The sequence below is a fragment of the Vibrio harveyi genome, from assembly GCF_030060435.1.
Taxonomy (GTDB): domain Bacteria; phylum Pseudomonadota; class Gammaproteobacteria; order Enterobacterales; family Vibrionaceae; genus Vibrio; species Vibrio harveyi.
Genome location: NZ_CP125875.1, coordinates 2,976,410 through 2,990,582, shown reverse-complemented (window position 1 = coordinate 2,990,582; position 14,173 = coordinate 2,976,410). Strand labels below are relative to the sequence as shown.

The following is a 14,173-nucleotide window of genomic DNA, read 5'->3' as shown; positions in this document are numbered from 1 at the left end:
ACATCTAATTAGACGTTCATATCGGGCTTTGGCTATATCGTATCCAAAGCCCGAACAAATCCAAGCAAGGAACACTTCATTAATCGAGTAAACTGTTAGCTAGCTCTCTTTTTTATAAATCGCGTCTCATTTTTGCAATGGTTTCGGACGTCATCATTGAACGGTGTTCGCCTGTTTTTGCTTTTTGCCGAACTTCACTTGTTGAATCACCAAGCCACTGATGATCAGCACTAAGCCAATCAAAGTGGATGGGTGAATCTCTTCACCAATGATGGTCGCAAGCAGCATGAGCGAGATGAATGGTGAAGCAAAAATCAGGTTGCTGATGCGTGCGGTGTTCTCGGTGAGCTTGAGTGCCGTTAGCCACAACACGAAGGTTACGCCCATCTCAAACAGACCAACATAAGTCACTGCCGCCCAACCTTTCGCGGTGATTTGGCTCCAGTCTGCGCCTTCATAAATGCTTAAACCAATTGCAAACGGAATCGCGACCAGAAAGCCCAATAGTACGCCCACTACAGGGTCGGCTTTGTTTTTGGTGTTGAGAATCCAGTAGCTTGCCCAAAGCAATGTTGAAAGCAGCGCTAATCCCACACCAAGCGGACTTTCGAATTCCATTCCTAACACGTTGCCTTTGGTGGCAATTACGATGACACCCAAGTAACTAAAGCCACAAGCAATCCAGTCTTTATTGCGGATCTTTTGACCCAAGAAAACCGCCGCCATCAAGGTGAGCGTGATCGCCCAACTGTAGTTGATCGCCTGCGCTTGGGAGGCTGGCAATAAGTCGTAGGCTTTAAACAAGATGAGGTAGTACGCCAGTGGGTTAATCAATCCGAGCAGTAAGTAGTACCAAGGATTGGCAAGAAACGTTGAACTGAGTTGATTCAGCTTTCCCTGCACGCCACATACCACGATAAGTGCGATAGCCGAGACAATACTCGCCATGGTCAGCATCTGAATCGGTGAGAATTCCGCCAAAGTCAATTTAAATGCGGTCGCTACTGTTGACCAAAGTAATACCGCTGATAGCCCAAATCCTAGGGCGCGACGCTCGTTCATGATGCCTCTGTGTGATGATGTACCGCTCATTGATGTTGGTTTGAGCAGGTGTGAGTATGTTGTACGGAGCGCCTAGTGTATGCGAGGATTTTTCATCCAACAAACTGGACATTTATCCAGTATGTAAATACCATTATTAAAGATAAAAAACACAGGCTAACTCGCTATTATGCAATGGATTCTTGAGCATCAATCTCTCATTCTGTCTTCTCTTTTTACCGCGACCATCAGCGGTGTTGCAGTGGGTTGGTGGGTTAAACAACGCTTTGCCACGCAAACTCAATTGCTCGAACAACAGCTCTCCTCTGAAAAACAGCTTCATCAACAACAACTTGAACAGGTGAAGCAAAGCCTCGCCGAAGCACAGCAAGAATTGGATGAGCTTGATGACGAGCGCGATAAAGCGGCATTCGAGGTGCGCCAAAGTCATGGCAAGTTGATGGCGGCGATGGAAAAACTGCGCTATTTCGAAGCGGTGAAACAGGAGCGTCAGCAGTATTTTGATGAGCTAGGGCAGATGCGAGAGCATAAATCGCGTCTTGAAACCCAACTTGGTGAGCAGCAAGCGCGTCACGAGCAAATTAACCAAGCTAATGCAGAAAAACTTCAAATTCTTGAGCAAGCAGAAGTGCGTTTGAAGCAGCAATTTGAACACTTAGCGAATCAGTTGTTTGAAGAGAAAACCGCCAAAGTCGACATGCAAAACCGTCAGAGTTTGGAAGGTTTGCTGTCTCCACTCAAAGAGCAACTGGAAGGGTTCAAGAAACAAGTTAACGACAGCTTTAGCCAAGAAGCCAAAGAGCGTCACACTTTGGTGCATGAGTTGAAGAACCTGCAACGCTTGAACGAGCATATGACCCGAGAAGCAGTCAATCTGACTCAAGCTCTGAAAGGTGACAACAAGCAGCAAGGCAACTGGGGTGAAGTGGTTCTGGCTCGTGTATTGGCAGAATCTGGTTTGCGTGAAGGGCATGAGTACCAAACTCAGGTGAGCTTGCAAAATGAGGCGGGCAAACGCTATCAACCAGATGTGATTGTTCACTTACCGCAAAACAAACAAGTGGTGGTCGATTCGAAAATGGCGCTGGTGGCGTACGAGCGTTACTTCAACGCAGAGAACGACATTCAACGAGAGCAGGCGCTGAGCGATCACCTAGCCGCGCTGCGCGCGCACATCAAAGGCTTGAGCCTTAAGGATTACCACCAGTTAAAAGGCATCCAGAGCTTAGATTATGTGTTGATGTTTATTCCGGTGGAGCCTGCATTCCAAGTTGCGATTCAAGCCGACCCAAGCTTGGTTAAAGATGCGATGGAACAAAACATTATTTTGGTCAGCCCTACCACTTTGCTGGTGGCGCTACGTACGATAGATAACTTGTGGCGTAACGAACGCCAAAACGAAAACGCCCAATTGATCGCGGAACGAGCGGCGAAGCTGTACGACAAACTCCGCTTGTTCATTGACGACATGGAAGGACTGGGCGGCGCATTAGATAAAGCTAACCAAACGTACCAAGGGGCAATGAATAAACTGGCCACAGGGCGTGGCAACGTGATCCGTCAGGCTGAAAGCTTCAAGCAACTAGGAGTGGAAGTAAAACGTCCAATCTCGCCAGATCTTGCTCAGTTGGCGCAGAGTGAGTCATTTTCGGAAAATGCTTCTTTAGTAGAAAGACATCCGGCTGAGGATAAAGTAAACTAATCGCCCGCAGTACAGTGGGCGACCCTATTTGTTATCAACCGCCCCGTAGTGAGAAAGTGCTGCCCAAGAGGAATCAGAATGACGGACACAAGTGTGCAATCAAATACAGCGTTAGATAACGACACTACCCACTTTGGTTTTACCACAGTGGCAAAAGACGAAAAAGTGACCAAAGTTGCCGAAGTTTTCCACTCAGTGGCAGCAAAATACGACATCATGAATGACTTGATGTCAGGTGGCGTTCATCGCCTTTGGAAGCGTTTTACTATTGATTGCAGTGGCGCTCGTCCGGGACAACGTGTTCTTGACCTAGGTGGTGGTACTGGCGATTTAACGGCGAAGTTTTCGCGCATTGTTGGCGACCAAGGTCACGTGATCTTAGCGGACATCAACAACTCAATGCTGAATGTAGGTCGTGATAAACTGCGCGACAACGGCATTGTAGGTAACGTGCATTACGTTCAAGCGAACGCAGAAGAACTGCCATTCCCAGATGATTACTTCGACGTGATCACTATCAGCTTCTGTCTACGTAACGTCACTGATAAAGACAAAGCGCTGCGCTCTATGTTCCGTGTGTTGAAGCCAGGTGGTCGTCTGTTGGTGCTTGAGTTCTCAAAACCAATCCTAGACCCACTATCAAAAGTGTACGACGCGTACTCATTCCACCTATTGCCAAAAATGGGTGAACTAGTGGCGAATGACGCAGACAGCTACCGTTACCTAGCCGAATCTATCCGCATGCACCCAGATCAAGACACGCTGGAAGGCATGATGAAAGAAGCGGGCTTCGAAAACACCAAATACTACAATCTAACGGGTGGTATTGTGGCGCTGCACCGCGGCTACAAATTCTAAGGATAAGCGGTATGCCATTTGAACCTCTTATCACTGCCGTTATTGAGACGACATTAAATACGCTGATTAAAGACGATCCTGAATTGGGTCGTCGTTTGTCACGTCTTAAAGGTCAGGTGATTCAAATTCATCTGAAAGAAATCAATAAGACACTGACGTTCATCTTCAGCCAGCAAATCGATGTTTTGGGCAACTATGAAGGTCAGCCAGATTGTTATCTGTCGTTGAATCTAAGTGTACTGCCTGAGCTGCGCGATCAAGCCAACATCACTCGCCTTATCAAGCAAGATAAGCTTGAGCTTGAAGGTGATATCCAATTGGCGCAGAAGTTCTCTCAATTGATGGTGGATTGCAAACCCGACATCGAAGAGTGGTTGTCTCGCCTGACAGGTGATGTCGTGGCACATACCTTTGTGCAAGGCACAAAAAACGTCAGCGGCTTCTTTGCTTCTCAAGCAGAAAAACACCAACGCCATCTTGCTCAAGTGGTAACAGAAGAGTGGAAGTTGGCGCCAGCACCGCTGGAAATTGCCCACTTCTGTGACCAAGTGGATGACGTTCGTAGCCAAGCTTCTCGTGTTGAAGCGCGCCTAAACGCACTACTAAACAAATTCGATTCGGATAAGCCTGCGCTGGAGAACTCATGACGCCAGCAGAAATAAAACGCTTATACCAAATCATTAAAGTTCAGCTGGAATACGGCTTGGATGAGTTGCTGCCTGATCATCAACTGACCAAAGCGCCGCTTTTGATGCGCAAAAGCCTATTCTGGATTAAGAACAAGCACCCAGAGAAACCGCTGGGTGAGCGCCTTCGTCTCGCTCTGCAAGAACTTGGTCCGGTTTGGATTAAGTTCGGTCAAATGATGTCGACTCGCCGTGACCTTTTCCCTCCGCATATCGCTGATCCTCTTGCGCTTTTGCAAGACCAAGTTGCGCCATTTGATGGGCAGTTAGCGAAAGAACAAATGGAACTCGCTCTGGGCGGTCCATTAGAAAACTGGTTTACTGAATTTGATATCAAACCGTTAGCGTCTGCGTCGATTGCTCAGGTGCATACGGCTCGATTAAAAGACACTAACCAAGAAGTGGTATTAAAGGTCATCCGTCCAGATATTCGTCCGGTCATTGATTCAGATCTAAAACTGATGCACCGAATGGCGCGTATAGTCGCCGGAGCGATGCCTGAAGCACGTCGTTTGAAACCAGTTGAAGTGGTTCGCGAGTACGAAAAAACCTTACTTGATGAACTCGATTTGCGTCGTGAAGCGGCGAACGCGATTCAACTGCGTCGCAACTTCGAAGGCAGTGAAGAGCTTTACGTACCAGAAGTTTTTCCTGACTTTAGTAATGAAACTGTCATGGTTTCTGAGCGAATATATGGCATCCAAGTCTCTGATATTGAAGGCTTGGAAGCGAATGGCACCAATATGAAATTGCTCGCGGAACGCGGGGTGAGTGTGTTCTTCACTCAGGTGTTCCGAGACAGCTTTTTCCATGCCGACATGCACCCGGGCAACGTGTTCGTTAAACCGGAGCATCCAGAGAATCCGATGTGGATTGGGCTGGATTGCGGGATCGTTGGTACACTTAATAGTGAAGACAAACGCTATCTGGCGGAAAACTTCCTCGCTTTCTTCAATCGTGACTACCGCCGCGTAGCGGAATTGCACGTTGATTCGGGGTGGGTACCTGCCGATACCAATGTCGATGAATTTGAATTTGCGATTCGCATTGTGTGTGAGCCAATTTTTGCTAAACCACTGTGTGAAATCTCGTTCGGTCACGTACTGTTGAACCTGTTCAACACTGCGCGTCGATTCAATATGGAAGTGCAGCCGCAGCTTGTATTGCTACAAAAAACGCTGTTGTACGTCGAAGGACTGGGTCGCCAGTTGTACCCGCAACTAGATTTGTGGGAGACCGCGAAACCTTTCCTTGAAGAATGGATGATGAACCAAGTCGGTCCGCAAGCTTTAGTGAATGCCATTAAAGACCGTGCGCCGTTTTGGGCAGAGAAGTTACCGGAACTGCCGGAGCTGCTTTACGATAGCCTTAAACAAGGTAAAGCCATGAATCAACGCATGGATCAGCTTTATCAAGGTTACCGTCACAGCAAGCGTCAGCAGGCGACAGGAAAGTTTTTATTTGGCGTTGGAGCCACTTTAGTCGTATGCTCGGCAATATTGGTGGATAACGCTTATGAGCAGCTATCGATCGCTAGCGGTATCGCAGGGGTCACATTTTGGTTGCTTAGTTGGCGAGCTTATCGTCGATAGACGTTAAACTCTTGAAATAATTTTGTTTAAAGACCCGAGGTAAAAAGAATGGGTGGTATCAGTGTTTGGCAACTTCTAATCATTGCTGTAATTGTTGTATTGCTATTCGGAACTAAGAAACTACGCGGTATCGGTGGCGATCTGGGTGGTGCCGTTAAGGGCTTCAAAAAAGCAATGAGCGAAGATGAGCCTGCGAAGAAAGACGACAAAGACGCAGACTTCGAGCCAAAAAGTCTAGAAGAGCAGCAAAAGAAAGAAGCAGCTCCTGAATCGAAAAAAGACAAAGAGCAGGCGTAAAACGTGTTTGATATCGGTTTTTGGGAACTGGTATTAATATCTGTTGTTGGTCTGGTTGTTCTTGGTCCAGAGCGTTTGCCACATGCCATCCGCAGTGTCTCTCGTTTTGTCGGAGCAGCGAAGAGTATGGCAAATAGCGTCAAAGACGAGTTGTCACACGAGCTGAAAGTTCAAGAACTGCAAGAAAACTTGCGCAAAGCTGAGCAAATGGGGATGGATGATCTATCTCCTGAGCTGAAATCTTCGGTCGAAGAATTGAAGAAAGCGGCGCAATCTGTAAACCGCCCTTACGCGGAACCAACCAAATCAGAAGCGGAGCCTAAACAAGAGGCACCTGCGACTGAAACCGTTGAGAAAGCGGAAGAGATTAAGGTTACAGCGGCAGATAAGAAAGCCGAATAGTCTCATTAGGAGGAGCTACTAGTGATTGGTAGCTCCTTTTTGATCAGGTTTTAAAAAAGAGGTTTGCCATGTCTACCGTCGAGCAGACACAACCTTTAATTAGTCATTTATTAGAACTTCGCAACCGACTGCTCAAAGCCATTGCTGCAGTATTGGTGGTGTTTGTTGGACTAATTTACTTCTCTAACCACATTTATGAGTTTGTTTCAGCGCCTTTGGTAGAACGCCTACCTGAAGGTGCAACGATGATCGCAACCGATGTGGCTTCACCGTTTTTCACACCTTTGAAGCTAACCTTGATTGCTTCGGTGTTTATTGCGGTGCCGTTTATCTTGTACCAAGTATGGGCCTTTGTCGCGCCAGGTTTGTACAAGCATGAACGTCGATTGATCATGCCATTGCTGTTCTCTAGCTCACTGTTGTTCTACTGCGGTGTGGCGTTTGCCTACTTCGTGGTATTCCCACTGGTGTTTGGCTTCTTTACCGCCATCTCTCTTGGTGGGGTGGAGTTCGCAACCGACATCTCGAGTTACCTCGACTTTGTGCTGGCGCTGTTTATGGCGTTTGGTATCGCGTTTGAAGTACCTGTGGCGATCATTTTGCTATGTTGGACTGGCGCAACCACACCACAAGATCTGAAAGAGAAGCGTCCATACATCATCGTGTGTGCATTTATTGTCGGTATGTTACTTACGCCGCCGGATATGATTTCTCAGACCCTACTGGCAATCCCTATGTGTTTGCTGTTTGAGGTGGGTTTGTTCTTCGCGCGTTTCTACACACGTAAAGATGAAGAAGAGCAAGTGGAAGAGTAAAGTAACTTCAACTCCACCATTTAGTATTAAAAAAGCGGCTCATGGAGCCGCTTTTTGGTATCTACAGTTTATCGAAGCTTGATTTCGTGACCGCATTTAGAGCAGACATATACTTCTTTAATTCCAATCAATTTTTGAAACCAACTGCGTTGTTGACGTTGTAAATACACTCCGTGATTACACATTGCGAATCCTATCTTTTTTATTTTATAAGCCGGCGGGTATTTTATGTGAAATCATGTACATAATTCAATGGGACTAACTATATAGTTAAGAGTACAACTATATGATTATGAAATAATTGGTTTGTAGCACTAAACCTTTAAATCGCCGCTGCGTCTACAAACCAAGTCAGTCTCGCTGAACCTAGCATCTCGAGGTTACTTGGGTATACCAAGACTATGTAATTTTGCGGATGTATCCGCACCTTGAGCAGATGTATACCTCTTTGATGCCCATTAGTTTTTGCAATAGGGTGCGTTTTTGACGCTGTAAGTAAATACCGTGTTGGCAAGTGTTCATGAGCAGCCCATATCATTGAATATATGGGCAATAGTTTAGGGAGAGAAGCGCTTATATCTCAATAGCATGTTACTTATATATTTAAGGTTAATATATTGAATTATAACGAAATGTTTTATTTTAATTTATGTAAGTACTTATATCACTTCAGGCTAAACAACTCTTCTGCGTTTTTGGTCGTCAGCGCATCAATCGCTTCAAGGCTTTCTCCGCGTAGTTCCGCCACGCGCGCCGCCACTAAAGAAGTGTAAGCTGGTTCGTTACGTTTCCCACGATGTGGAACAGGGGCAAGGTACGGGCAGTCTGTTTCTAGAATCACCCAGTTCATATCCAGATGCGGGATAACCTTATCCATACCGCCGTTTTTGAAGGTTGATACTCCGCCCAGACCTAAGTGGAACCCAAGCTCGTTGATCGCCTGTGCTTCTTCTACGCTGCCACCAAAACAATGGAATACACCACGCAAGCGACCATCTTGTTCTTGACGAAGTAAGGTCAGTGTTTCTTCAATTGAATCACGAGTGTGGATAACGACAGGCAAATCCATCTCTTTAGCCCAGGTTAACTGAGTCACAAACGCCATCTCTTGTTCTGCTCGGAAGGTTTTATCCCAGTACAGATCGATACCGATTTCACCCACTGCAATGAAGTTATGCTTTTTAAACCAGCCACGGATGATTTCCAGTGTTTGCTCGACATTGCCATCGACGTAACATGGATGCAGCCCCATCATTGAACGACAAACCTCAGGATAAGCCGCTTCGGTTTTTAGCATCGGCTCAATAGACTCAAGATCGATGTTCGGCAGCAGAATTTTATCAATGCCTTGTTCTAAAGCGCGCTTCACCACCTCGTCGCGGTCGTTATCAAATTCGCTAGCGTAAATATGAGCGTGAGTATCGATCATGGTTGGTCTCTATGGTTTATCGGTGTATGGAATTAGTGAGAAGTATACTTGAGTGTGAGTGCGGGGTCATTTTCGGTTTTTTTCATGCCGTTTTTCCATATTGCTGCTCGCAAGGTGTATCAAGAGTGATATGATTTTGCCACCAGATGATTTGATCATCGTAACCTTCCAGACAAGGAGAAAGTGGTGTCTGTATCAATTCAAGGTCCATTCCCTGCACGCCGTATGCGTCGTATGCGTAAGCACGATTTTAGTCGTCGTTTGATGGCTGAAAACCAAGTTTCAGTAAACGATTTGATTTACCCAATGTTCATTCTGATGGGTAAAGATCGTCGTGAAAGTGTTGAATCGATGCCGGGTGTAGAACGTTTGTCGATTGATTTAATGCTAGAAGAAGCACAATACCTAGCAAACCTAGGCGTACCAGCAATCGCGCTTTTCCCTGTCGTAAACCAAGACGCTAAAAGCTTATGTGCTGCTGAAGCTTACAACCCTGAAGGTTTGGTTCAGCGCGCAGTACGTGCATTAAAAGAGCACGTACCTCAAATCGGAGTGATCACAGATGTGGCACTTGACCCGTTCACTACTCACGGTCAAGACGGCATCATCGATGAAGATGGCTACGTGATGAATGATGAGACAACCGAAGTACTTGTAAAACAAGCGCTGTCTCACGCAGAAGCGGGTGCAGACGTGGTTGCACCATCAGACATGATGGATGGTCGTATCGGTAAAATCCGTGAAGCACTAGAAGAAGCGGGTCACATCCATACTCAAATCATGGCTTACTCTGCGAAATACGCATCAAACTACTACGGTCCATTCCGTGATGCAGTTGGTTCATCAGCGAACCTAAAAGGTGGCAACAAGAAAAACTACCAAATGGACCCTGCGAATACGGATGAAGCGCTACATGAAGTGGCTCTTGATATCAATGAAGGCGCTGACATGGTGATGGTTAAGCCAGGTATGCCTTACCTTGATGTGGTTCGTCGTGTTAAGACTGAGCTTCAAGTTCCAACGTTCGCTTACCAAGTTTCTGGTGAGTACGCGATGCATAAAGCAGCCATCATGAATGGTTGGCTAAAAGAGCGCGAGACCGTGATGGAATCTCTGCTTTGCTTCAAACGTGCAGGCGCGGATGGCATCCTGACTTACTTCGCGAAAGATGTAGCAGAGTGGTTAGCGGAAGAAAATGCACAAGCTGCAGAGCACCTAGTAAAGACTCAAGAAGCGACAGACGAGTAATTATCGCTCAATGAGAAAAACCAGACCGACAATTGTTGTCGGTCTGAATATACCCAAGTACCCTCAAGACGGAATACACACGGCTTGAAGTTACTTGGGTATATTTATTTCTGGAGAGTAAGACAATGACAATGCTGATTCGTGAAGGCACGCTGGAAGAAGCGATCCAAGTGGTGGCTCGTGTTACTGAGTTTGCACGTGGTGAGACGGTTGAATCCATGGCGGAGCGTCTTGGGGATAAAAAAAGCTTAATCTTAGTCGCTGAGAAAGCAGGAGCTATCCTTGGCTTTAAAATCGGCTATGAGTTAGATGATTACACCTTTTACAGCTGGTTTGGTGGCGTTGCGCCAGAAGCGCGCAATGAGGGTGTGGCTCAGATGTTATTGGAAGCGCAAGAAGAATGGGTCGCAGAGCAGGGCTACAAAACGTTAAAAGTGAAATCACGCAATCAATTTCCTGCCATGCTTCGTTTGTTGCTAAGAAATGACTATATCATTGAAAAGTTTGAAGAAAAAACCAACTTGCGTGAGTCTCGAGTCCACTTCATTAAGGCGCTATAAAAAATAAATGAGATTTTTTCTCATTTAGGTATTGACTGTTAAATGAGAATCATTATTATTAAACCTGTCTTAGGGAATGAGGAAAGTTCACAAGGACGTTGAGTTGCTAATTAACTGAGTGTTGAGAAGGTAATGAAACATTTTCCCCAGAACTTGCACGAATTCTTTTTGACACGACATTGCTCACATTGCTTCCAGTGTAATTTATAGCTTCTTGGTTAAGCTGCCATATAAATGGAAATAGCTTCACCACTTCTGCTAGGCGACCCAATTGGGTCGCTTTTTTCTTTTCTGAGATTTCTAATTGACGCCTCTATTGGCAACTTTTCCACATGTCATGATCATTTTAGGATCGTTGATCTTCTCGCCTGTTGGTATTTATTTTTATTAAAAACAATGCCTTACGCTGGTGTTTTGTTGGTTTTATTTCCGTTGGATAACCAGTGGATAATTTCTATAAACAGAGTTATCCACAAGAAGGTGCAAGTTTCGTGAATAACATCGGAAAATTTCCGCGACCTTGATCGAGCGAACAAGATAGATTCGGATCAGCAGTCATGGCATTCTAAGCAGATCTATTAAGTACTGATTTGGATACAGACAATTATGGCAAGTATTCCTGAAAATCCGTTGATTCTGATCGACGGTTCTTCTTATCTATATCGCGCTTTTCACGCTTACCCAGGCACGATGAGTAACGGTGAAATTCCAACTAACGCAGTTTACGGTGTAGTCAACATGTTACGCAGCATGATGCGTCAGTTTGCTTCTGATCGTATCGCAGTGGTTTTCGATGCGAAGGGTAAAACCTTCCGTGATGATATGTACCCGGAATACAAAGCGAATCGTCCACCAATGCCGGACGATCTTCGTTGCCAGATTGAACCTCTGCACAACGTTATTCGCGCTATGGGTCTGCCATTGATCTGTATTCCTGGCGTAGAAGCCGATGATGTGATTGGTACTCTGGCTTATCAAGCATCGCAGCAAGGCATGCCTGTTTTGATCAGTACTGGCGATAAAGATATGGCGCAGTTGGTGGATGACAACGTTACCTTGATCAACACCATGACCAACGTTGTGATGGATCGTGAAGGTGTGGTTGAGAAGTTTGGTATCCCACCAGAATTGATCATCGATTACCTAGCGTTGATGGGCGATAAAGTTGATAACATTCCTGGCGTTCCGGGTGTGGGTGATAAAACCGCTACTGCTTTGCTACAAGGCATTGGTGGCCTGACAAAGCTGTATGAAAACCTTGATGATATCGCTGCGCTTGGCTTCCGTGGTTCAAAAACCATGGCCAAGAAGCTAGTCGACAACAAAGACAACGCGATGCTGTCTTACGAGCTTGCCACTATCAAGCTGGATGTGGAACTGGAAGAGACGCCAGAATCATTGCTAAAAGCAGAACCAAGCACCGATGAGCTGATCAAACTGTACGGTCAGTTGACGTTTAAGTCTTGGTTGAACGAGTTATTAGAAGGCGGCACAGGTGTAGTAGAAGCGGATGAATCAACCGGCGCTGCGCGTGGGGGCTCTGCTTCATCTAAAGCAGATATGGACACTTCAGCAGTAAAAATCGACCGTAGCCAGTACGAAACCATCCTAGATGAAGCTTCATTTAATGCTTGGTTAGACAAGCTAAAAGCGTCTGAATTATTTGCGTTTGATACCGAAACTGACAGCCTAGATTACATGGTGGCAAACTTGGTTGGTTTGTCATTTGCAACTGACGAAGGCATTGCTGCTTATGTACCAGTGGCTCATGACTACCTAGATGCGCCTCAGCAACTGGATCGTGATTGGGTACTGGCACAGCTAAAGCCGATTCTTGAAGATGAGGCTCAGGCGAAAGTCGGTCAAAACCTAAAATACGATGCGTCTGTGCTGGCTCGCTACAGTATTGAGATGAAAGGCATCAAGCACGACACCATGTTGGCGTCTTACGTTTACAACAGCGTAGGTGGCAAACATGATATGGACAGTTTGGCACTGCGTTTCCTACAGCACAGCTGTATTTCATTCGAGCAAATCGCAGGTAAAGGTAAGAACCAACTGACCTTCAACCAAATCGAACTGGATGAAGCTTCACCATATGCTGCAGAAGATGCGGACGTGACACTTCGTCTACATAACCGTTTGTTTGCTAACATCGAGCAAGATGAAAAGCTAAAAACCGTATACGAAGAAATCGAAATGCCTCTCGTGCCTGTGCTGTCTCGCATTGAACGTACTGGTGTATTGATTGATGACATGAAGCTTAGCGCGCAATCTGTAGAAATTGCTGCACGTCTGGACGAGCTTGAGCAGAAAGCCTATGAGATTGCAGAACAAGAGTTCAACATGAACTCACCGAAGCAACTGCAAGCGCTTCTGTTTGAAAAAATGGGTCTACCAGTTATCAAGAAGACGCCATCAGGCACACCTTCTACAAATGAAGAAGTGCTGCAAGAACTGGCTCTGGATTACCCACTACCAAAACTGATTTTGGAATACCGTGGTCTGGCGAAGCTAAAATCAACTTACACCGATAAGTTGCCGAAGATGATCAACCCATCAACGGGTCGTGTGCATACTTCTTACCACCAAGCGGTGACAGCAACGGGTCGTCTATCTTCAACCGATCCTAACTTGCAGAACATCCCAATTCGTAATGAAGAAGGTCGTCGTATTCGTCAGGCATTCGTTGCCCCTACGGGTTACAAGATTCTGGCAGTCGACTACTCTCAGATTGAATTGCGTATTATGGCGCACCTATCTGGTGACCAAGCGCTGCTTGATGCGTTCCGTGACGGCAAAGATATCCACGCAGCAACCGCAGCAGAAATCATGGGCGTTTCTATTGAAGACGTTTCAAGTGAGCAACGTCGCCGTGCGAAAGCGGTTAACTTCGGTCTAATCTACGGCATGAGTGCGTTTGGTTTGGCGAAGCAACTGGGTATTCCTCGTGGTGAAGCACAAGCGTACATGGACAAGTACTTCGAGCGCTATCCAGGCGTGATGCAGTACATGGAAGACACGCGCAGTGCGGCTTCAGAGCAAGGCTTCGTCGAGACCATCTTTGGTCGCCGTCTACACCTTCCTGAAATTCAATCTCGTAACGGCATGCGTCGTAAGGCGGCAGAACGTGCAGCGATCAATGCACCGATGCAAGGTACCGCTGCGGACATCATCAAGAAAGCGATGTTGTTAGTTGATCAGTGGATTCAAGAAGAAGGCAACGGTCGAGTGAAACTTCTGATGCAAGTACACGATGAACTGGTATTTGAAGTTGAAGAGTCGTCTTTGTCCGAAATTGAAAGTAAAGTACAGAATTTGATGGAATCTGCAGCAGAGCTGAAAGTGCCTCTAGTGGCAGAAGCTGGTCACGGTGACAACTGGGATCAAGCACACTAGTCATTTTTAAGCCAATTTAGCCCATTTAGTATGAGCCAGCGCACAAACGCTGGCTTTTTTGTGTCATTAAAAAAGCAAATCAGATCTGAGATTTAATGTTGCTTAATAAAACTTTCATGAAAA

12 protein-coding genes are annotated in these 14,173 nt (G+C 46.0%); 10 read left to right on the top strand and 2 right to left on the bottom strand.

Annotation, left to right across the window (positions count from 1 at the left end; translation table 11 throughout):
• Positions 1-153: 153 nt before the first annotated feature.
• Positions 154-1,062 (bottom strand): DMT family transporter, encoded by a 909-nt coding sequence (locus QMY49_RS14145; RefSeq protein WP_017189944.1) that lies wholly within the window; start codon positions 1,060-1,062, stop codon positions 154-156.
• A 169-nt stretch (positions 1,063-1,231) separates the two neighbouring features.
• Here QMY49_RS14145 and rmuC point away from each other — a divergent pair, with 169 nt between their 5' ends.
• The 7 genes from rmuC to tatC all read left to right on the top strand — a co-directional run bounded on the left by rmuC (position 1,232) and on the right by tatC (position 7,414).
• The gene (gene rmuC / locus QMY49_RS14140; protein WP_283312083.1) at positions 1,232-2,764 is read left to right on the top strand and encodes a DNA recombination protein RmuC; all 1,533 of its coding nucleotides are present in this window, start codon (positions 1,232-1,234) and stop codon (positions 2,762-2,764) included.
• 78 nt (positions 2,765-2,842) lie between these two features.
• Positions 2,843-3,622: a bifunctional demethylmenaquinone methyltransferase/2-methoxy-6-polyprenyl-1,4-benzoquinol methylase UbiE gene (ubiE, locus tag QMY49_RS14135; RefSeq protein WP_005434558.1), complete on the top strand. Its 780-nt coding sequence runs from the start codon at positions 2,843-2,845 to the stop codon at positions 3,620-3,622.
• 11 nt (positions 3,623-3,633) lie between these two features.
• Positions 3,634-4,269 (top strand): ubiquinone biosynthesis accessory factor UbiJ, encoded by a 636-nt coding sequence (locus QMY49_RS14130; RefSeq protein ID WP_038890192.1) that lies wholly within the window; start codon positions 3,634-3,636, stop codon positions 4,267-4,269.
• Positions 4,266-5,900, top strand: a complete 1,635-nt coding sequence (gene ubiB / locus QMY49_RS14125) for a ubiquinone biosynthesis regulatory protein kinase UbiB (RefSeq protein WP_167425218.1) — start codon at positions 4,266-4,268, stop codon at positions 5,898-5,900. Before QMY49_RS14130 ends, ubiB begins: the two co-directional genes overlap by 4 nt.
• Positions 5,901-5,948: 48 nt before the next feature.
• Positions 5,949-6,197 carry a Sec-independent protein translocase subunit TatA gene (gene tatA / locus QMY49_RS14120; protein ID WP_005429959.1) on the top strand — a complete coding sequence of 83 codons (249 nt, stop codon included), beginning with the start codon at positions 5,949-5,951 and terminating at the stop codon, positions 6,195-6,197.
• Positions 6,198-6,200: 3 nt separating this feature from the next.
• Positions 6,201-6,599 carry a Sec-independent protein translocase protein TatB gene (gene tatB, locus QMY49_RS14115; RefSeq protein ID WP_005430029.1) on the top strand — a complete coding sequence of 133 codons (399 nt, stop codon included), beginning with the start codon at positions 6,201-6,203 and terminating at the stop codon, positions 6,597-6,599.
• A gap of 68 nt (positions 6,600-6,667) precedes the next feature.
• Complete coding sequence (gene tatC, locus QMY49_RS14110) at positions 6,668-7,414, top strand: twin-arginine translocase subunit TatC (RefSeq protein ID WP_005448551.1); 747 nt, start codon at positions 6,668-6,670, stop codon at positions 7,412-7,414.
• A gap of 664 nt (positions 7,415-8,078) precedes the next feature.
• Here the strand turns inward: tatC and QMY49_RS14105 are convergent.
• Positions 8,079-8,843 carry a TatD family hydrolase gene (locus QMY49_RS14105; protein ID WP_154203282.1) on the bottom strand — a complete coding sequence of 255 codons (765 nt, stop codon included), beginning with the start codon at positions 8,841-8,843 and terminating at the stop codon, positions 8,079-8,081.
• 186 nt (positions 8,844-9,029) lie between these two features.
• Here QMY49_RS14105 and hemB point away from each other — a divergent pair, with 186 nt between their 5' ends.
• The 3 genes from hemB (at position 9,030) to polA (ending at position 14,050) form a co-directional block, all read left to right on the top strand.
• Entirely contained in the window at positions 9,030-10,091 is a 1,062-nt protein-coding gene (gene hemB, locus QMY49_RS14100; RefSeq protein WP_005448548.1) for a porphobilinogen synthase, read from the top strand.
• Positions 10,092-10,216: 125 nt separating this feature from the next.
• Entirely contained in the window at positions 10,217-10,651 is a 435-nt protein-coding gene (locus tag QMY49_RS14095; RefSeq protein WP_009701602.1) for a GNAT family N-acetyltransferase, read from the top strand.
• Between the two features lie 606 nt (positions 10,652-11,257).
• Positions 11,258-14,050, top strand: coding sequence for a DNA polymerase I (gene polA, locus QMY49_RS14090; RefSeq protein ID WP_283312074.1), 2,793 nt, complete (start codon positions 11,258-11,260; stop codon positions 14,048-14,050).
• Positions 14,051-14,173: the final 123 nt, after the last annotated feature.